This window comes from Vreelandella aquamarina (genome assembly GCF_900110265.1).
GTDB classification, from domain to species: domain Bacteria; phylum Pseudomonadota; class Gammaproteobacteria; order Pseudomonadales; family Halomonadaceae; genus Vreelandella; species Vreelandella aquamarina.
This window is the reverse complement of sequence record NZ_FODB01000010.1, coordinates 1-17,892: the sequence shown is the minus strand read 5'-3', so window position 1 is coordinate 17,892 and position 17,892 is coordinate 1. Positions and strand designations below refer to the sequence as shown.

Annotated in this window: 19 protein-coding genes; 17 read left to right on the top strand and 2 right to left on the bottom strand. The window is 56.5% G+C overall.

The window, feature by feature from the left end; genetic code table 11:
• Positions 1 to 20 precede the first annotated feature (20 nt).
• Positions 21 to 1,136 carry a signal peptide peptidase SppA gene (gene sppA / locus BMY49_RS04220; RefSeq protein WP_089674961.1) on the top strand — a complete coding sequence of 372 codons (1,116 nt, stop codon included), beginning with the start codon at positions 21 to 23 and terminating at the stop codon, positions 1,134 to 1,136.
• Positions 1,137 to 1,138: 2 nt separating this feature from the next.
• On the opposite strand, the gene BMY49_RS04215 is transcribed toward sppA, so the two are convergent.
• On the bottom strand, positions 1,139 to 1,741 hold the full coding sequence (locus tag BMY49_RS04215; RefSeq protein WP_074210477.1) for a Maf family protein: 603 nt from the start codon (positions 1,739 to 1,741) through the stop codon (positions 1,139 to 1,141).
• A gap of 159 nt (positions 1,742 to 1,900) precedes the next feature.
• Between BMY49_RS04215 and BMY49_RS04210 the strand changes: the two genes are divergently transcribed.
• From BMY49_RS04210 to BMY49_RS04140, 15 genes are all read left to right on the top strand, one after another.
• On the top strand, positions 1,901 to 2,449 hold the full coding sequence (locus BMY49_RS04210; protein ID WP_044629215.1) for a YceD family protein: 549 nt from the start codon (positions 1,901 to 1,903) through the stop codon (positions 2,447 to 2,449).
• Between the two features lie 36 nt (positions 2,450 to 2,485).
• Positions 2,486 to 2,656, top strand: coding sequence for a 50S ribosomal protein L32 (gene rpmF, locus BMY49_RS04205; RefSeq protein ID WP_009099300.1), 171 nt, complete (start codon positions 2,486 to 2,488; stop codon positions 2,654 to 2,656).
• A 40-nt stretch (positions 2,657 to 2,696) separates the two neighbouring features.
• On the top strand, positions 2,697 to 3,710 hold the full coding sequence (plsX, locus tag BMY49_RS04200) for a phosphate acyltransferase PlsX (RefSeq protein WP_062373486.1): 1,014 nt from the start codon (positions 2,697 to 2,699) through the stop codon (positions 3,708 to 3,710).
• Between the two features lie 156 nt (positions 3,711 to 3,866).
• Positions 3,867 to 4,826 carry an ACP S-malonyltransferase gene (fabD, locus tag BMY49_RS04195; RefSeq protein ID WP_089674960.1) on the top strand — a complete coding sequence of 320 codons (960 nt, stop codon included), beginning with the start codon at positions 3,867 to 3,869 and terminating at the stop codon, positions 4,824 to 4,826.
• A gap of 52 nt (positions 4,827 to 4,878) precedes the next feature.
• Positions 4,879 to 5,622 (top strand): 3-oxoacyl-ACP reductase FabG, encoded by a 744-nt coding sequence (fabG, locus tag BMY49_RS04190; protein WP_058577892.1) that lies wholly within the window; start codon positions 4,879 to 4,881, stop codon positions 5,620 to 5,622.
• Between the two features lie 124 nt (positions 5,623 to 5,746).
• Positions 5,747 to 5,980 (top strand): acyl carrier protein, encoded by a 234-nt coding sequence (gene acpP, locus BMY49_RS04185; RefSeq protein ID WP_008956801.1) that lies wholly within the window; start codon positions 5,747 to 5,749, stop codon positions 5,978 to 5,980.
• Between the two features lie 194 nt (positions 5,981 to 6,174).
• Positions 6,175 to 7,413, top strand: a complete 1,239-nt coding sequence (fabF, locus tag BMY49_RS04180) for a beta-ketoacyl-ACP synthase II (RefSeq protein ID WP_044629218.1) — start codon at positions 6,175 to 6,177, stop codon at positions 7,411 to 7,413.
• Positions 7,414 to 7,419: 6 nt separating this feature from the next.
• Positions 7,420 to 8,244 carry an aminodeoxychorismate lyase gene (pabC, locus tag BMY49_RS04175; protein ID WP_089674958.1) on the top strand — a complete coding sequence of 275 codons (825 nt, stop codon included), beginning with the start codon at positions 7,420 to 7,422 and terminating at the stop codon, positions 8,242 to 8,244.
• A gap of 18 nt (positions 8,245 to 8,262) precedes the next feature.
• Complete coding sequence (gene mltG / locus BMY49_RS04170) at positions 8,263 to 9,267, top strand: endolytic transglycosylase MltG (RefSeq protein WP_089674956.1); 1,005 nt, start codon at positions 8,263 to 8,265, stop codon at positions 9,265 to 9,267.
• Positions 9,268 to 9,319: 52 nt separating this feature from the next.
• Positions 9,320 to 9,973 (top strand): dTMP kinase, encoded by a 654-nt coding sequence (gene tmk / locus BMY49_RS04165; protein ID WP_044629221.1) that lies wholly within the window; start codon positions 9,320 to 9,322, stop codon positions 9,971 to 9,973.
• Positions 9,964 to 10,947, top strand: a complete 984-nt coding sequence (locus tag BMY49_RS04160) for a DNA polymerase III subunit delta' (protein WP_044629222.1) — start codon at positions 9,964 to 9,966, stop codon at positions 10,945 to 10,947. The genes tmk and BMY49_RS04160 overlap by 10 nt, the downstream gene beginning before the upstream one ends.
• A gap of 23 nt (positions 10,948 to 10,970) precedes the next feature.
• Positions 10,971 to 11,306 carry a PilZ domain-containing protein gene (locus BMY49_RS04155; protein WP_089674954.1) on the top strand — a complete coding sequence of 112 codons (336 nt, stop codon included), beginning with the start codon at positions 10,971 to 10,973 and terminating at the stop codon, positions 11,304 to 11,306.
• A 36-nt stretch (positions 11,307 to 11,342) separates the two neighbouring features.
• Positions 11,343 to 12,176 carry a TatD family hydrolase gene (locus BMY49_RS04150; protein WP_074210481.1) on the top strand — a complete coding sequence of 278 codons (834 nt, stop codon included), beginning with the start codon at positions 11,343 to 11,345 and terminating at the stop codon, positions 12,174 to 12,176.
• Positions 12,177 to 12,205: 29 nt separating this feature from the next.
• The gene (locus tag BMY49_RS04145; protein ID WP_089674952.1) at positions 12,206 to 12,766 is read left to right on the top strand and encodes a DUF1285 domain-containing protein; all 561 of its coding nucleotides are present in this window, start codon (positions 12,206 to 12,208) and stop codon (positions 12,764 to 12,766) included.
• On the top strand, positions 12,763 to 14,970 hold the full coding sequence (locus BMY49_RS04140; protein WP_089674949.1) for an ATP-dependent helicase: 2,208 nt from the start codon (positions 12,763 to 12,765) through the stop codon (positions 14,968 to 14,970). The genes BMY49_RS04145 and BMY49_RS04140 overlap by 4 nt, the downstream gene beginning before the upstream one ends.
• A 40-nt stretch (positions 14,971 to 15,010) precedes the next feature.
• On the opposite strand, the gene BMY49_RS04135 is transcribed toward BMY49_RS04140, so the two are convergent.
• On the bottom strand, positions 15,011 to 16,675 hold the full coding sequence (locus BMY49_RS04135; RefSeq protein WP_089674947.1) for an electron transfer flavoprotein-ubiquinone oxidoreductase: 1,665 nt from the start codon (positions 16,673 to 16,675) through the stop codon (positions 15,011 to 15,013).
• Positions 16,676 to 17,049: 374 nt separating this feature from the next.
• Between BMY49_RS04135 and BMY49_RS04130 the strand changes: the two genes are divergently transcribed.
• On the top strand, positions 17,050 to 17,799 hold the full coding sequence (locus tag BMY49_RS04130; protein ID WP_062373473.1) for an electron transfer flavoprotein subunit beta/FixA family protein: 750 nt from the start codon (positions 17,050 to 17,052) through the stop codon (positions 17,797 to 17,799).
• Positions 17,800 to 17,892: the final 93 nt, after the last annotated feature.

The following is a 17,892-nucleotide window of genomic DNA, read 5'->3' as shown; positions in this document are numbered from 1 at the left end:
ACGAAGAGTAGGAGCTGACGATGAGTGATGAGCAGCAGCGCGGTGGTGACAGTGAAGAGGCTTCTCAAGGTGAAGATCAGCGTGGTGTTCATGATCGCTGGACCCAGGGGCCGGATGTCTCCACCAAGGCACAAGAGTCTCCGTTGCCAGGTGGGCAGGATGACGATGCGGAAATACTCAGAGAGCGTCAGCGCCTAGCGCAGCTTGAAATGATGGATCGCTGGATTGGTGGCGTCTTGACCGAGCAGCGTAGAACACGCCGTTGGAAGCTGTTTTTTCGGCTGATGCTGCTGGCGCTAGTGCTGGTATCACTCACGGTTACGTTATATCGCGTGTTTTTAGCCGAGCCGTCAGCCGTGGTGCCTGCGCAGCAACATCTTGCATTGGTGGAAGTGCATGGCGTGATCGCCAGCGATTCGCCCGCTAATGCTGAGCGTATTATTCAAGGGTTAAACCGGGCTTGGGAGAGTCAAAGCGCGTCGGCAGTGGTGCTGCATATTGATAGCCCTGGTGGAAGCCCAGTGCAGTCGCAGCGTATTTACTCGGAGGTTATGCGGCTGCGTGAGCAGGGAGATAAGCCGATTATTGCCGTGATCGAGGATATCGGTGCCAGCGGGGCGTACTATATTGCCGCTGCGGCGGATGAGATAGTGGCATCTCCCGCCAGCTTGGTGGGCTCCATTGGGGTGATCTATGCCGGTTTTGGCTTTCAAGAAGCTATTGATGAGCTGGGCGTCGAGCGGCGGGTGATGACTGCAGGCGAGAACAAGGCGTTTTTAGATCCATTCCAGCCCTTGGATGAGGAGGTGGCTCGTTTCTGGCAGAGCGTGCTCACTCAAACTCATGAGCAGTTCATCAATGATGTACAGGCTGGGCGTGGTGATCGTTTGAGTGATAGCCCGGAGATCTTTTCCGGGCTGATCTGGAGCGGTGAGCAGGCGCTTGGCTTGGGGCTGGTCGATGAGTTGGCAAGCCTTGAACAGGTGGCGCGTGCTCAGGTGGGTGAGGCATCATGGGAGAACTATACGCCCCGCCTGGATCCCTTTGAGCGCCTAACGCGGCGTTTTACCCAGGCCGCAGCGGAAGTGCTTGGCTTGCACAGTAGTCATGCGCCTATAAAGTTTCAGGCGCAGTAGCATTAGGCATCGCCAAGCGGGTTCATGCCTGCTTGGCGAAGCATGTCGCACAAGGCAATCAGCGGCAGACCGATCAGCGCATTGGGGTCACGCCCCTCTAAGCGCTCAAACAGAGCAATGCCTAAGCCTTCCATGCGAAAACTGCCGGCGCTATCCAGTGGCTGCTCTATTGCTACGTAGCGCTCAATCTCCCGCTCGCTCAGCGTGCGGAACACCACGTCAAACGGTTCGATATGGACCTGATGGCGCTGGTGGCGCGTGTCTAATAAGGCCAGGCCAGTTAAAAAAGTGACTCGTTGGCCTGAGAAGCGGGCTAAGTGAGCGCAGGCCCGCTCCGTAGTATGGGGTTTGCCGAGAATATCCCCTTCAAACAGAGCAATCTGATCAGAACCAATAATGCAGTGATTGGGGAAACGTTCCGCGACGGCATTAGCCTTGCTCAATGCTAGGCGGTGAACGAGTGCCTTTGGTGACTCGTCTGGAAGTGGCGTTTCGTCAATATCGGGCGAGTAGCATTGGTAGGGCAGGTGTAGCCTGTCCAGCAGCGCTTGGCGGAAGCGCGAGCTGGAGGCGAGCACAAGAGGGGCGTTTTGCGTTTGCGGCACTATCGTCTCCTTGTGGCCTGAATGGCGCAATATGTACTGGCAATGAGTGTAGCGAAAGCCCAGCGGCATGCCTATTGACGCTGTTTTCATCGATAAACCGATAAGAATTATGCCATGAGCTTTGACACCAGGAGGGCGAGTGCCTATCATTGCGCGCCTATGTTGACCTCACAACTCCCCAGCCGGGTTGAGCCTTATAAGCTTGCAGCCCGCCGCGAACGACTTGAAGGCTTAGTGGCGCTGAATAAGCTGCCCCGCCTCGCTGAAGAAGCGGGTGACCAAACCGGCGACTGTCACGTCGTGCTTGGGTTTGGTGTAGATGCCCAAGGCCGTCGCGAAATTCGTGGCCATTTGCAAGCGACCCTGGCGCTGCCTTGTCGCCGCTGTATGGTGCCGCTTAGCCAAGACGTTTCCAGTGACTTCCTGCTTGGAATGATTACCGACGAAGCCTTGGCGGCCGAGCTGCCTGCCAGTCATGAGCCGGTGCTGGTGGAAAATGAACAGCTGGACTTGCTGACGGTAGTTGAGGATGAATTAATCCTCAGCCTGCCGCAGGTGGTCTATCACGATGAGACCGAATGCCATGTCTCGGCGGAGCAGCTGGTCAGCAAGACCGAAGGCGCGGCGGATGAATCCGCTTCAGCCAAGAATCCTTTCGCGGTGCTCAATGCTTTGAAAAGCAGTGGCGCTTTGAAAGGCAAAAAGTAAGCATCACTTACCCTACATACCTTGGAGTAAACACCCATGGCAGTTCAACAGAACCGTAAAACTCGTTCCAAGCGCGGCATGCGTCGTAGCCACGATGCGTTGAGCGCACCGACTCTTTCCCAGGACAAAGAAACCGGTACCACTCACCTGCGTCACCACGTTTCTCCGGATGGTTTCTACCGTGGTCGTAAGGTAGTTGAGGTTTAATCCTTAACTCTCTAACGAGTGGCGAAACAGAGTGGGTGCATTGCGCCTAGCGATTGATGTCATGGGGGGTGACCAAGGCCCTCGTGTCATCATAGAAGGCTCTGCAAGGGCAGTAATTGAACGTCCTGACCTAGAGCTCGCTCTGTTTGGCCCGCGTCAGCGTGTTGTCGCTGAGCTTTCGCGCTTGCCGCAGCCCTTGGCTGCGGCAGCGTCACGTTTAGTCGTCTGCGATGCGCCTGATACTGTGTCACAAGATGCTTCTGCTGCCTGGGCGTTACGCTCTGGGGGTAAGACCAGCATGGTGCATATGTTGCGTTATGTGGCACAAGGTTATGCCGCAGCGGGTGTTAGTGCAGGAAACACAGGTGCGCTAGTTGCGCTTGCAAGGCGTGAGCTTGGTATGCTGCCAGACTTTTCCAGACCTGCTATCAGTACGGCGATTCCTGCACGGGGTGGTCGTCGCTGCTATTTGCTGGATTTAGGTGCAAATGTGGATTCGCCCGCATCACGGCTAGTGGATTTTGCCATGATGGGTGCGGCAATGGCGCAATGTATGGATGGTATTAATTGCCCTCGAGTCGCGCTATTGAATGTTGGCGCGGAAGCGACCAAGGGCAGTGCGACGGTGCGAGAGGCTGACCGGCTGCTGCGTGAGCGCGCTACCACATTAAGTTTTGCTTATCAGGGGTATGCCGAAGGTGGTGACATCTTCCAGGGCGATATTGATGTCATGGTCTGCGATGGCTTTGTTGGTAACGTGGTGCTCAAGGCGAGTGAAGGTTTGACCCGTATGCTGGTGGAGCGTGTGCAGATGGCGTTTGAGTCACGCCTATGCGGGCGCTTAGCAAGTTTACTGGCCAAACCTGTGCTGAAGCGGCTAAAGCAGGAGCTTGACCCCGTTCGTTATAATGGCGCAAGCCTACTTGGGTTAAAACGTATTGTGGTGAAAAGCCATGGTGGCGCCCGTGCAGATGGGTTCTACTATGCTATTCAGCGAGCGCTGCAGGAAGTAGAACATGACTTGCCTACTCAGCTTGCCAAACACTGGGCTTAGCTCAGTGGGCAGATGAGTGGGTTACAGCAATGCGTTGCACGACTTTTGCGGGTTATCGGCGGCAGTAGGATGTGCCAACAGCCGTTTTATAACGGGGCCGATAGCCACGCCTATCGCTCAACTGAGCAAATGCCTACAAGAGCAAAGGTGAACGACATGTCTCAACCCCTTGCCCTCATTTTTCCCGGGCAAGGCTCTCAGCAGCTTGGAATGCTGCGAGAGCTAGCCGAGCGCTACAGTGTGGTGGGAACGACATTTGAGGAAGCGTCTGACGCGCTGGGCTACGATTTATGGAAAGTAGTCCAAGAAGGGCCGGAAGAAGCGTTGAATTCCACGGCTTGCACGCAGCCTGCGCTGCTGACATCAAGCGTTGCCATCTGGCGCGTCTGGCAGGAGCTGGAAGGCCCTCGCCCCAGCGTGATGGCGGGCCATAGCCTGGGTGAGTATAGCGCTATGGTCTGTGCGGGCGTGATGGGCTTTGCAGAGGGTGTCCAGCTGGTGCGCCTGCGCGGAGAGGCAATGCAAGAAGCTGTACCTGCTGGTGAAGGCGGAATGGCCGCCATTCTTGGGCTTGATGACAGCGCGGTGGAAGCCGCTTGCACAAGCGCTGCCCAGGGCGATGTCGTTTCTGCAGTTAACTATAACTCCCCGGGTCAGGTCGTCATTGCTGGTAGCAAAGCAGCCGTTGAGCGTGCCATTGCTGCTTGCCAAGAAGCGGGCGCTAAGCGCGCACTTGCCCTCCCTGTGTCTGTTCCTTCTCACTGCGCGCTGATGCGACCTGCTGCTGAGCGTCTTGCCGAAGCGATGCAGGCGATTGAGCTACGTGCCCCTCGCTATACTGTTATTCAGAACGTCGATGGCCAGGCGCATGCAGATGTTGATACGCTGCGCACTCGTTTAATTGAGCAGCTCTACCAGCCAGTACGTTGGTCCTCCTGCGTTGAAGCAATGTCTGAGCAAGGTGCTAATGTCTTCATTGAGTGTGGCCCAGGCAAAGTGCTGACAGGTCTTAATAAACGTATTGTGCGCGGTGCCAAGGGGCTAGCGGTGAATGACCCCGATAGCTTGGATGCAGCGCTTGAGCTTGCGCGAGAAACATTAGCAGGTAGTGCGTGATAAACGGCTATTTTCAGCTACCCTTGCTTAGTTCAGTGGAAGGAAACGTGTTATGACGCAAGAAAAACGAGTTGCCTTGGTGACCGGTGCGAGCCGCGGCATTGGTCGCGCTATCGCCCATGAACTGGGCCGCCAAGGGCGTATTGTCATCGGCACAGCGACCAGCAAATCTGGCGCAGAAAAAATCGATGCCGACCTGAAAGCTAACGGGGTTGAAGGCGCTGGTATGTGCCTGAACGTGACGGACCAAGCGAGCATCGATGAGGTCCTGAAAACCATTGGCGAGCGTTTTGGCGCCCCGACTATTTTGGTTAACAATGCGGGTATCACTCGTGATAACCTCCTGATGCGGATGAAAGAGGAGGAGTGGGATTCCGTCATGGATACCAACCTCAAATCTGTATATCGCGTCAGCAAAGCGTGTCTTCGTGGCATGACCAAGGCGCGTTTCGGGCGGATTGTATCGATCAGCTCTGTAGTGGCAACCATGGGCAACCTGGGCCAAACTAACTACGCTGCTGCTAAGGCAGGTATGGAAGGCTTTAGCCGGGCGTTGGCGCGAGAGGTTGCTTCCCGTGCCATTACCGTAAACGCCGTTGCGCCTGGTTTTATCGCCACCGACATGACCGAAGCGCTGCCTGAAGCCCAGCATGAAATGCTGCTAAAGCAGATTCCGCTGGCACGCTTAGGTGGGCCGGAAGAGATCGCCGCAGCGGTTGGCTTTTTAACCAGCGATGCCGCAGGCTATATCACTGGTGAAACGCTGCACGTGAACGGCGGTATGAATATGCGTTGATGGCCTTAGGCTTGGCGGTTGCGTCAACTTAAGGGCGTCTATAAACTACCCCGCAGCTTTTGGCTTGCGGTTTCCAAATAGCTGGTTATCTCTAACAGCTAATGTGAATGACTGGAGTACGTTGATGAGTACTATTGAAGAGCGCGTTAAGAAAGTTGTGGCAGAGCGCCTGAACGTTAAAGAAGAAGACATCCAGAATAGCTCTTCTTTCACTGAAGACTTGGGTGCCGACTCTCTGGACACCGTTGAACTGGTGATGGCTTTGGAAGAGGAGTTCGATACTGAAATTCCTGACGAAGAAGCTGAAAAAATCACCACGGTTCAAGAAGCCATCGACTACGTAAACGCCCACCAGTAAGGGCGCGGTCGATGCTGTGAACCAGGGTGGGGTGCTCACCCATCCGTCTTAAAAAAGCCGTCCTGATATGGGGCGGCTTTTTTGCTTTACGCTCACAATGAATATAACGTTCAATCTCCGTTATACTAGTCACCAAACTTCTGCAGCAAATGACCCAGATGGGTCGTGTCACCATGGATGCCTGGAGGAAACTGATGGCGCGAAGAAGGGTAGTGGTAACTGGGTTAGGCCTGGTGACCCCAGTGGGCAATAGTGTCAATGAGTCGTGGGCGAACATTGTCGCCGGTAAAAGCGGCATAGCGCCTATTGAGCACTTTGATACCAGTGGCTTCAATACGCGGTTTGGCGGTTCGGTAAAGAATTTTGATATCAGCCCTTACCTGAACCCCAAAGACGCTCGCAAAATGGATCTGTTCATTCAGTACGGCATGGCTGCCGGTGCTCAGGCGGTACAGGATTCAGGGATAGAGTGCACAGAGGAGAATGCTGAGCGAATCGGCGTGGCGATTGGCTCTGGAATTGGCGGGCTGCCAATGATTGAGCATAACCATAATGCGCTCAATAAAGGCGGTGCACGTCGGGTATCACCGTTTTTTGTGCCTGGTTCTATTATCAATATGATTTCCGGCAACATGGCGATCCAGCATGGCTTTAAAGGGCCGAATATTGCGATTACCACGGCTTGCACCACCGGTACCCATAATATTGGCTACAGCGCTCGCACCATCGCCTACGGCGATGCGGATGTCATGATTTGTGGCGGCGCAGAAATGGCCACCACACCATTAGGTTTGGGTGGCTTCTCTGCCGCGCGCGCGCTCTCAACGCGCAACGATGACCCGCAAGCAGCGAGCCGTCCTTGGGATGCCGACCGCGATGGCTTTGTGCTGTCTGATGGTGCAGGGGTGCTGGTGCTAGAAGAGTACGAGCATGCGAAAGCCCGTGGCGCCACTATCTACGCGGAGCTGGCTGGCTTTGGTATGAGTGATGACGCCTACCATATGACCGCTCCGCCCGAGGATGGTCGCGGTGCCGCACTCTCCATGCGCAATGCGATTAAAGATGCCGCTATTGATCCGGCAGACGTGCAGTATATCAACGCCCATGGCACATCAACTGCTGCCGGCGATTTGGCTGAAAGTCGCGCTATTGAAAAAGTGTTGGGCAGTGCGGCCCAGCAGGTGGCCGTTAGCTCAACCAAGTCGATGATTGGCCACCTATTGGGTGCCGCCGGTGCGGTAGAGGCGGTATTCAGCATTCTAGCAATCCGTGACCAGGTCGCCCCGCCCACCATCAACCTGGATAACCCCCAGGAGGGCTGCAACCTCGACTACGTACCCCATACCGCGCGGGATATGCGTATTGATATCGCGCTCTCCAACTCGTTCGGGTTTGGTGGCACTAACGGCTCCCTGCTGTTCAAAAAGGTATAACTTTTTATGCCCATGCCCCAGGTGCCATTTGATGACCGCGGGCTAGCGTATGGCGACGGTGTATTTGAAACAGTGCTGCTGCGCGATGGGGTACCCGTACTTTGGGATTATCACCTCGCGCGCTTGGAACAGGGCTGTCGGCGCTTGAATATCCCGTTGCCTACCTCTCAACAGCTGGCGCAGGTGTGGCAGTCGCCCCCTGCGGCAGCGCTGGAAGTACTTAAATTAATATTGACACGCGGAAGCGGTGGCCGAGGCTACGCGCTGCCTGATCATCCTGAGCCCAGGCTGATCTTTCGGCGAACGCCTTTTGTTACCAACGGGCAGCGGTGGCAACACGGTGTCTGCGTACGTTTGTGCCATCTTCGTTTAGGGCATCAACCGCTGCTTGCGGGCATCAAACACCTTAACCGTTTGGAGAATGTGCTAGCTCGCCAGGAGTGGCAAGAGAGCCATATTGCCGAAGGTCTGTTAGCGGACCAATCAGGCGAAATGGTGGAAGCAACCAGTATGAACCTCTTCTGGTCAACGGAAGGGCGTCTTTTGACCCCTCGGGTAAACCGCTGCGGCGTGGCAGGTACTCTGCGCGCTGCGCTATTGGCTAACGGCGTTATTGAAGAAGAGGGGCTGACAGTCTCGGAACTACCACAGGTTGAGCGCCTTTGGGTAGGTAATTCGGTACAGGGCGTGTGGCCTGTGTGTGAATTGCTTGATACGCAGGGCGGCCTGATCGCGACTTGGCCTGTGTTAGCAGGGCCAGACCCACTGCAGGGTGAGGCTCACCGCCTGCTGGGCTATCCCAGTGTGTTTCCCGCATCAGAATCCAAATAAATAGATTGAGGTGTCAACGTGAAACGGTTACTTACCGTCTTTGGAATATTGGTTGTGCTGGCCGTTGCCGCTGCGCTCGGCGGTTATGCTTATTGGCAGCAGCGTCTAGCGGCGCCAATTGCGGTAGAGGAACCCACCCTATATCAAGTGCCTGCCGGAGCTGGTTTTAATCAAGTCATTCGCGATTTAGAGGCGCAAGGAGTGCTTGAGGATGCCTGGGCATTTAAGCTACTGGCGCGGATAGACCCAGAGCAGATGCCAAGTCTACGGGTTGGCGAGTACCGCCTCACACCGGGGATGAGTTGGCGAGAGGTGATGGCCCTGCTGGGCAGTAATAACGTGGTGACTTATTCGCTGACCGTGCCTGAAGGATGGACCTTTCGCCAAATGCGTGCGCTGCTAAATAGTGCGCCGAAGCTTGAACACCGTACGGCAGACATGAGTGACGAAGAAGTCATGACGCTGCTGGACCGTGAGGGCACCTTTCCTGAAGGTTGGTTCTTCCCCGATACCTACCGCTATCATCTGGGCATGAGCGATGTCGATATTTTGAGCCAAGCGTTAAATCGGATGGAGCGCATTTTGGAGCAAGTGTGGGCGGAACGGGATGACGATTTAACCATTGAAACGCCCTATGAAGCGCTAATTATGGCATCGCTGATTGAGCGGGAAACCGGGGCGCCTGAAGAGCGCAGAGAGATTGCTGGAGTATTTAAGCGCCGGATGGAGCGTGGCATGCGTCTGCAAACAGACCCCACGGTAATATACGGCATGGGCGAGCGCTATGATGGCCGCATCACACGGGCAGACCTACGTGAAGCCACCCCTTACAATACTTATGTGATTGACGGCATGCCGCCGACGCCGATTGCCATGCCAGGGCGAGCCTCATTGGAGGCGGCGGTGAAGCCGCTACCCGGCGAAACGCTCTATTTTGTGTCCCGAGGTGACGGCACGCATCACTTCTCGCGCACATTACGCGAGCATAACAATGCCGTGAATCGCTATATTCGAAACCGTTAAATAGCTAAACACTGAACATGTCGATGGCGTATCTATTGAGTAAGGGGCAGCAATGAGCAAGCGCGGACGCTTCATCACCCTAGAAGGCGGTGAGGGAGTCGGTAAGTCTACCAATATGGCGTTTGTCGAAGCATGGCTAACGGCCCAGGGAATGGAAGTGGTGCGAACCCGTGAGCCGGGCGGCACCCCCCGCGCAGAAGCAATTCGTGAGCTGTTGCTTGACCCTGCCCCCCAAGAGCCGCTGAGCGTTGATGCCGAGCTGTTACTGGTCTTTGCGGCCCGTGCACAGCATCTAGCGGAAAAAATCCTGCCAGCGTTGGCACGAGGTGCCTGGGTAGTATGTGACCGTTTTACCGATGCCACCTTTGCCTATCAAGGCGGCGGGCGCGGGATCAACCCCGCACGCATTGCGCAGTTAGAGCAATTTGTACAGCAAGGCCTTGCCCCTGATCTCACTCTGCTGCTGGATATGTCGCCCGAAGCTGCCAAAGAGCGGTTAGAGGGCCGCCTACGCGAGCTAAATACCCAGCGTGACCGGTTTGAGCAAGAGCAGACGGATTTCTTTATGGCGGTACGCCAAGCTTATTTGGATCGCGCGGCCGCTTCGCCTGAGCGCTTTGCGGTGATTGATGCAGCTCAGCCGCTAGAGGTGGTTCAAGCGGCGCTAAGCCACGTATTGGAAGAACGGGTTGCCCAATGGCAATAACTGGCGTATTGCCCTGGCATCAGGCCACTTGGCAGCAGCTGGTGCGCCTTGCCAACAGCGGGCGCATGCCCCATGCCTTGCTGATTAGCGGTGCCCACGGGGTTGGCAAGCAGCAGTTGGCAGAAGCGTTGATCGCTAGAACGCTATGTGCCCAGCCCGGCGAGCAGGCTTGCGGGCAGTGTCACAGCTGCGCCATGTTGGCCTCTGGCTATCACCCTGATCTACTGCGGGTGTCGCCAGAAGAGGGCAAGCGCCAAATCCGCATTGACCCCGTTCGCGAAGTGAATCGGTTTGTCTCGCAAACGGCGCAGCAGGGTGGCTACCGAGTGATTGTGATCTCACCTGCTGAAGCCATGAATATTGCCGCCGCCAACGCGCTGTTAAAAAGCCTGGAAGAACCCGGCGATAAAACGTTATTTATCCTACTTTCAGATGTGCCCTCCCGCACGCTGCCAACGATTCGTTCGCGCTGCCAGCAGTGGCCCCTAGCAAGCGTGCCCTTTGATGACTGTAAAGGGTGGCTGACCCAGCAGCTGGGTGGTGATGAAGCTCACTTCTGGTGGCAAGTATCAGGCGGCCTTCCCCTGTTAGCGGTTGAGCTGGCCGCTCCCGATGAACGGGCGCTGCGCCACCAGATTCACGACTGTTTCGAACAGTTAGTGCGCGGGGCAGAGCCTGTTTCAGAGGCGGCGAGGCTGGATCGCCAAGCGATTGATGCGATCTTATGGTACGGTATTGCTTGGCTTGAAGACTTGATTCGTCTGGGACTATCGGGCGAGCAGAGCGTGCTACACAATCCTGATTTAACGCCGCTTTATCGCCAGGCGGTGAAAAATGGCCGCGTACAGGACTGGTTCCGGCTATTAGATTACGCCAGAGAGCAGCGCCGCTTGCTGGCCGTTGGAGCAAACCCGAATCCACAGCTGGTGCTTGAAGCTTGGCTGGTGCGCTGGTCTGCGCTGCTGCGCTCCTGACAATCTAATGCAATGAGGTAGTGATGGCTGCTCAAAAAGCACTCTCTTTAACGATACCCGACGTGCCCACGCTGCTATCTGCCTATATGCCGTTTTTGGATCGAGGCGGTATTTTTGTGCCTACCAAAACATTGTATAGCCTCGGGCAACCCGTTGTACTGCTGCTAACGCTGCCAGGGGTGAGCGAGCGACTCTCCGTCACCGGTCAGGTGATTTGGATCTCGCCAGAAGGTGTTAGTGGCCGAAGACTGCCAGGCATTGGCGTGCACTTTAGTCAGCAAGATTACTTTGTGCGTGACCGTATCGAGACCCTGTTGGCCGGGCAGCTTGATAAAGCGCCTCCCTCGTTTACGCTCTAAGCTAGCCACCTCCTATTTACTTCCAAAGAGCACTGCATGTTTGTCGATTCTCACTGTCATCTAGACCGTTTATCGGAGCATACACATGGCGGCGATGTGGCCGCCACGTTGGATGCTGCCCGTGCTGCCAACGTTAGCCAGTTTTTAGCCATCTCTACGACGTTAGAAGAGCTGCCGGGCTTGGCCGCCATTGCCAGAGCACATCACGATGTGGCTATTTCTGCGGGCCTTCACCCGCTCCACCAAGCGCCAAATGAGCCGACGGTGGACGATATCGTAGAGGCTGCTGAACAGTATGGGGCGGTAGCGATTGGTGAGACAGGGCTGGATTATCACTACCAGGAGAGCGTGTCTGTCAGCGTTCAGCATGAGCGATTCAAACGGCATCTCATCGCTGCGAATGAGCTAGAGTTGCCGGTCATCATTCATACCCGCGAGGCCAAAGAGGATACGCTGGCGCTGCTGCGTGAATACAGCAATCCTCAGGTGGGCGGCGTCATCCACTGCTTTACTGAAGACCTGGACATGGCGCGGGAGGCGGTTCGGCTTGGATTCTATATTTCTCTTTCCGGCATTATTACGTTTCGTAATGCGGCATCGCTGAGAACACTGGCGCGTCAGCTTCCGCTGGATCGGCTGTTAATTGAAACCGACAGCCCTTATTTGGCCCCTGTCCCTTATCGCGGTAAGCCCAATGAGCCTGCCTGGGTCGTTGAAGTCGCGGAGTGTATTGCGCGTGAACGAGGCATCAGCGTGGATGAAGTTGCCATGCAAACGACCGTTAATTTTTACCATCTGTTCCGCGCTGCGGCACCAGACGCGCCTGCCCATGTCAAAGAGGCCTTGGCACAGTCTGGGCTAGTGGTGTAACACGCGGTGACAACCACTGGAGGTCGGTGATGAGTATTGATCGACTATTGCAGCAGTCAGAAGGCTCAGCATCTATTCCCCCTGTTGATACCTGGCAGCCCGCGCTATCAGGAGAAATGGATATCCTGATTCAGGAGGATGGCTCCTGGCTGCATGAAGGGCAGCCGTTTGCTCGTCCTGCGATTGCCAAGCTGCTCTCCAGCCTGCTGCGTCTGGATGCCGATGGATACTGCCTGGTCACTCCCGTGGAGCGCTGGCGCATTGCCGTAGTGGACCGCCCCTTTGTCGTGGTCGAAGCGGATTTCCACGATGGTGCCTGGTGGCTAAAGACTCAATTTGACGATGTAGTACGTCTGGATGCCGAGCACCCCATGAGGTTGACTGCTTCTCCCAGCGGCGAGATGGCGCCCGAATGTGCTATCCGGTTCGGTTTAGCGGCTCGACTGCACCGCAACGTGTTCTATCGCTTGGTAGAGCAGGCGCGCGTGCAAGAGAATTCGTCAGGCCAGAGCGAGTGTCAGCTCTATAGTGCGGGAAGCTGGCACCTGCTTGGCCAGTGGAGCGATAGCGTGCCAAGTGAGGCGCCGTGAAGTTAACCGCCGAGCAGCAAGCTGTTGTTCACCATAGGGAAGGGCATGCGCGTGTAGCCGCCGTGGCGGGCGCAGGTAAAACCACGACCATGGCTGCCCGAGTGCTTCACCTGTTAGGCAGTGGCGTTTCTCCCAAGCGAATGCTGGTGCTGATGTTTAACCGCTCAGCGAAAGATGACTTCCAGCGTCGCCTAGCCAGCATGGCCCCCGCAGGCCAGCCGTTGCCCGACGTTCGTACTTTTCACTCCCTAGGCCACCGGCTGACCCAAAGCCTGTGCCGCTGGGGGGCGCTCGCCCCCAGGCGGCTACTCTCTGCTGAATGGCAAATGGAGCGCTTGCTTCGTCAAGCTAGCCTAAATGTGCTTGCCGGCCAGGTAGATCGTCGCGACGCTGCGCTGGAAGGTGATCGGCTAGAGGCGTTGGCGCATTTTTGTGGCCTAGTGAAGGCCGAAATGCTGCCTGCGGCGGCGCTTTATGAGCGCCTTAATTACGAGCCGGATACCGACTATTTTCCTACGGCCTTCGAAGAAGCTGAGCGTCTGCTGCACGCTGAAGGCGTCATGACCTATGCGGACCTGCTCTACCGCCCACTGCAGGCCCTGGAAGCGGACGCCACGCTCCGCAAGCGGGTCGAAGGTTTCTTGGATCATGTGATTGTTGATGAGTACCAGGATATCAATACGGTTCAGCAGCGGCTGCTGGCCGTGCTTGCTGGGCCGAGTGCGAATGTGATGGCTGTGGGCGATGCTAACCAGTGTATTTATGAGTGGCGCGGTGCTCGTCCAGACACGATGCTGGAGAACTTTACCGCCACCTTCGGCAAAGCCACCGACTATCCGCTCTCCATGACCTTTCGCCACGGGCATGCCTTGGCGCTGACGGCTAACCACGCCATCATGGCCAATCAGCGTCGGCCCGATCAGCTCTGCTTGGCCGAAGCAGGTAATCCCGATACTCGCATAACCGTAGGTCAAGGAAGCCGACTGTTACTGGATGCCTTGATGGACTGGCAGGCCCAGGGGAGGGCGCTCAGTGATGCTAGCCTGCTAGTGCGAAGCTGGGCGCTCTCGGTGCCTTTCCAGCTTGCCTTGCTGCAGGCGGGTATCCCCTTTCGTCTGCTGCGAGAAGATCGCTTCGTGTTCCGCTTGCCCCTGGTGCAGGCGTTGGCAGGTTATCTGAAACTCTCCAGGCGTCCAGAACTGCTTCACGACCCAGAGCAGTTGCTGCTGCTGTTATCTCAGCCAACCCCCTTTGTCGCCCGTGAACGCCTGCAGCGTCTGGCTTACCAGTTAGCGACAACCCAGCAGTGGCCGGAGCGGCACGAGCCCGTTCTGGCAGCGCTAAAACCGTTACAGCGGCGCACGCTAAAAAAACGCTGGGAGCTACTGTGTGAGCTGCCCAAACTTAACGTATGGCCCCCGGCCAAATTGCTCGGCCATGTGGTAGAGGCGATTGACGCTGAAAAAACGCTGAAACGTGCCGCCGCTAGACGCGATAAAGGAGAGGAGGACGTGCGTTTGCTCGACGTGCTGATTGAGCAGGCTGAGAGCGTACAAGATCCAGATGCCTTCATTGAGCTACTTGAACGTCCGGTGGAGAATCAGGCTGGCGGCGTGCTGGTCAGTACCGTGCACGGTGCCAAGGGCCTCGAGTGGCCGCTAGTGGCCGTTGCAGGCGTTAATGAAGAAGACTTTCCCCACTATAGCCGCGATAACCCGCTGAATGATGAGCGCTTAGAGGAGGAGCGGCGGCTGTTTTATGTGGCCATCACGCGTGCCAAGGAGCAGTTGCTGGTTCTTCACGACGGAGGTGCACATCGGCCAAGCCGTTTTATTGCCGAAAGTGCCTGGCAGGATGGTATGCGTGTCGCCGCTTGTTTAGCCAATCAGCAGGCGCCAGATACGCCGTTAGAAGTGCAATCCCCTAGCTTAGTGGCCCGTTACTTGGAAAGAGTAGGGCGCGCCGACATTGCCTTAGCCGCACCACAGGTGAAGGAGTCTTCAGCTGGTTACCAAGCGGGTAGCCACTACTACCCCGGTCAGCGCTTGCTGCACGCAGTGTTTGGAGAAGGCGAAGTGGCGGCAGTAGAGGGTAATCCGTCCGACCCGGTGATTGATGTGCGGTTTGTGCAAGCCGGGCGACGTCGTCTCATCGCCCGCCGTGCACCTATTGAGGTGATGGAGCCTCCGGTGCAGCCAGCGTAGCCAGCTGCACCATTGCTATCCCTGTTATATATTTGGCCTGTTACATATTTGGATAGTTCGGACCGCCACCGCCTTCAGGGGCTACCCAGGTAATATTCTGGGCGGGGTCTTTGATATCGCAGGTTTTGCAGTGCACGCAGTTCTGGAAGTTAATCTGGAAGCGTGGCTTGCCCTGATCATCCTCAACCACCTCATACACCCCTGCCGGGCAGTAGCGCTGAGCGGGTTCAGCATACTTGGGCAGGTTGTCACGAATCGGCAGCTCTGGGTCTGCGAGGCGCAGGTGGCAGGGCTGATCCTCTTCATGGTTCGTATTGGACAAGAACACCGAGGTGGATTTATCAAACGACAGTTTGCCATCTGGTTTCGGGTAGTTGATCTTCTCGAACTCAGCGGCTGGCCTTAACGCGCCGTGGTCGGTAGTGGTGTCATGAACGTTGGGGAGCTTATTGCCCAGCAACTGGTTCACAAAGTTATAGGCGCCACCGCCAACCGTGCCATATTTGTGAATGGCAGGGCCGAAGCTCGCGCTCTCTTTTAGCTCCTGATAGGCCCAGCTGGCTTCCCACTTGCTGGTAAAGTTGGCAAGCTCTTGCCCGCCTTCATCGCCGCCTTTGATCGCTTCAAATACACTTTCTGCCGCCACCATGCCTGATTTCATTGCCGTGTGCAGGCCTTTGATCTTGGCAAAGTTCAGGGTGCCCGCGTCACAGCCAATCAACAGACCGCCAGGGAAGGTCATTTTCGGCAGGCAGTTGAACCCGCCTTTGGCAATGGCCCGTGCGCCATAAGCCACGCGTTTGCCGCCTTCCAGGTACTGGCTCAGCACCGGGTGGTGCTTCATACGCTGGAACTCATCGAACGGGGAGAGCCACGGGTTCTGGTAGCCGAGATCCATAATCAGGCCAACGACGACCTGCTGGTTTTCCGCATGGTAGAGGAACCAACCGCCGTGGGTCTTGCTGTCTAGTGGCCAGCCGGAGCCGTGAACTACCAAGCCGGGTTCGTGCTTCTCGGCGGGCACATCCCACAGCTCTTTCAAGCCGATGCCGTAATGCTGCGGGTCGCGTCCAGCATTCAGTGAGAAGTCATTGATCAGTCGCTTGCCTAGGTGGCCCCGTGCGCCCTCTGCAAACAGCGTGTACTTAGCGCGCAGCTCCATGCCGGGCATATAGCCATCCTTGGGGGTGCCATCGGCACCTACGCCCATATCGCCAATCAGGATGCCGCGCACCACATTATCTTCAATGATGACTTCCTGAGCAGCAAAACCAGGAAATATTTCAACGCCCAGCGATTCCGCCTGCTCGGCCAGCCAGCGGCACAGGTTGCCTGCGCTAATCACGTAGCGAGTCAGTTCACCCCCGGTGTTGTGCATGCTCTTGGGTACCAGCGCATTGGGGATTTTCTGCGCCTTTTCGGCATCCTTCAGCAAATAGACATCGTCGCGCGTGGCGGGCGTATTCAGGGGAGCGCCGCGCTCTTCCCAGTCGGGAAACAGCTCCGCCAGGGCGCGGGGTTCGAATACCGCGCCAGACAGAATATGCGCTCCCACTTCAGATCCCTTCTCGACCACGCAAACGGTTAGCTCTTGCTCCGCCTCGTTGGCCTGCTGCATCAAACGGCAGGCGGCGGCCAAGCCAGAGGGGCCTGCGCCCACGATGACCACGTCAAAGTCCATTACATCGCGTTCAACGTTTTCCACCCGGTTTCTCCTTATTCTCATAAGCGCCATCTGTATCTGGCTAGCGAATGGGCACTAGCTTATGAAAAGATGGCCTTAATTTAAAACGGTCGTTTGCTTCTGGTTATCTCCCATGATAGGCATAATACCCGTGTCAGGTCACCCCTACGATGGCAAAAGCACACTTTATAAGTGTCGGTACGAATAGCGATACCGGCGGGCTACGACCAAGGCCGCACGAAGAGAAAGTTGTTGCTGGTGGGTAGGCTGTGGCAAATTGATAGGGTTTTTCATTTGCTAGCCTATCAAACGCTTGCATGAATTTTGAGCGCAGCCACTAGGTGGCGGCGCCTAGTCAGGTTAACGGCTTCTATCACGAGCCAAGCGAGGAACCTATGAAAGTACTCGTCGCGGTGAAACGCGTCATCGACTACAACGTCAAAATCCGCGTCAAAGCGGACCACTCTGATGTAGACCTTACCAACGTTAAAATGGCCATGAACCCCTTCTGCGAAATTGCCGTGGAAGAGGCGGTGCGCCTGAAAGAGAAGGGCGTGGCCACCGAGGTCGTGGCCGTGACCGTGGGCCCCAAGGCCGCCCAAGAGCAGCTGCGCACTGCGCTGGCGCTGGGGGCCGACCGCGCCATCCACATTGAAACCGACGAGCGCGCCGAATCGCTGGCGGTGGCCAAACTGCTGGCCAAAGTGGTAGACGAAGAGCAGCCCGGCCTCGTCATCCTCGGCAAGCAGGCCATCGACACCGACAACAACCAGACCGGCCAGATGCTCGCTGCGCTGACCAATCTGCCGCAAGGCACCTTCGCCTCAGAAGTCGCGGTAGATGGTGACAAGGTCAACGTGACCCGTGAAATCGACGGCGGCCTGCAAACCGTCGCGCTGACACTCCCGGCCATCGTCACCACTGACCTGCGCCTCAACGAGCCGCGCTACGCCAAGCTGCCGGACATCATGAAGGCCAAGAAAAAGCCGCTGGATGTCAAAACCCCCGCTGACTACGGCGTGGAAGTGGCTTCCAAGGTCACGCTGCTCAAAGTGGAATCCCCCGCCGAGCGCAAAGGCGGTATCAAAGTCGCCTCGGTTGATGAGCTGATCGACAAACTGAAAAACGAAGCCAAAGTGATCTAAGGTCGGCGTGACGTTGATCGACATGCTTTGAAAGGAGTGAATTCTATGAGCATTCTGGTACTTGCCGACCTGCATGAAGGTCAGTTGGCCAGC

Excerpts from the sequence above, each read along its gene's own strand:
- sppA (WP_089674961.1), top strand. The coding sequence starts at position 21 with ATGAGTGATGAGCAGCAGCGCGGTGGTGACAGTGAAGAGGCTTCTCAA.
- BMY49_RS04210 (WP_044629215.1), top strand. The coding sequence starts at position 1,901 with ATGTTGACCTCACAACTCCCCAGCCGGGTTGAGCCTTATAAGCTTGCA.
- rpmF (WP_009099300.1), top strand. The coding sequence starts at position 2,486 with ATGGCAGTTCAACAGAACCGTAAAACTCGTTCCAAGCGCGGCATGCGT.
- fabD (WP_089674960.1), top strand. The coding sequence starts at position 3,867 with ATGTCTCAACCCCTTGCCCTCATTTTTCCCGGGCAAGGCTCTCAGCAG.
- fabG (WP_058577892.1), top strand. The coding sequence starts at position 4,879 with ATGACGCAAGAAAAACGAGTTGCCTTGGTGACCGGTGCGAGCCGCGGC.
- acpP (WP_008956801.1), top strand. The coding sequence starts at position 5,747 with ATGAGTACTATTGAAGAGCGCGTTAAGAAAGTTGTGGCAGAGCGCCTG.
- fabF (WP_044629218.1), top strand. The coding sequence starts at position 6,175 with ATGGCGCGAAGAAGGGTAGTGGTAACTGGGTTAGGCCTGGTGACCCCA.
- pabC (WP_089674958.1), top strand. The coding sequence starts at position 7,420 with ATGCCCATGCCCCAGGTGCCATTTGATGACCGCGGGCTAGCGTATGGC.
- tmk (WP_044629221.1), top strand. The coding sequence starts at position 9,320 with ATGAGCAAGCGCGGACGCTTCATCACCCTAGAAGGCGGTGAGGGAGTC.
- BMY49_RS04160 (WP_044629222.1), top strand. The coding sequence starts at position 9,964 with ATGGCAATAACTGGCGTATTGCCCTGGCATCAGGCCACTTGGCAGCAG.
- BMY49_RS04155 (WP_089674954.1), top strand. The coding sequence starts at position 10,971 with ATGGCTGCTCAAAAAGCACTCTCTTTAACGATACCCGACGTGCCCACG.
- BMY49_RS04150 (WP_074210481.1), top strand. The coding sequence starts at position 11,343 with ATGTTTGTCGATTCTCACTGTCATCTAGACCGTTTATCGGAGCATACA.
- BMY49_RS04145 (WP_089674952.1), top strand. The coding sequence starts at position 12,206 with ATGAGTATTGATCGACTATTGCAGCAGTCAGAAGGCTCAGCATCTATT.
- BMY49_RS04130 (WP_062373473.1), top strand. The coding sequence starts at position 17,050 with ATGAAAGTACTCGTCGCGGTGAAACGCGTCATCGACTACAACGTCAAA.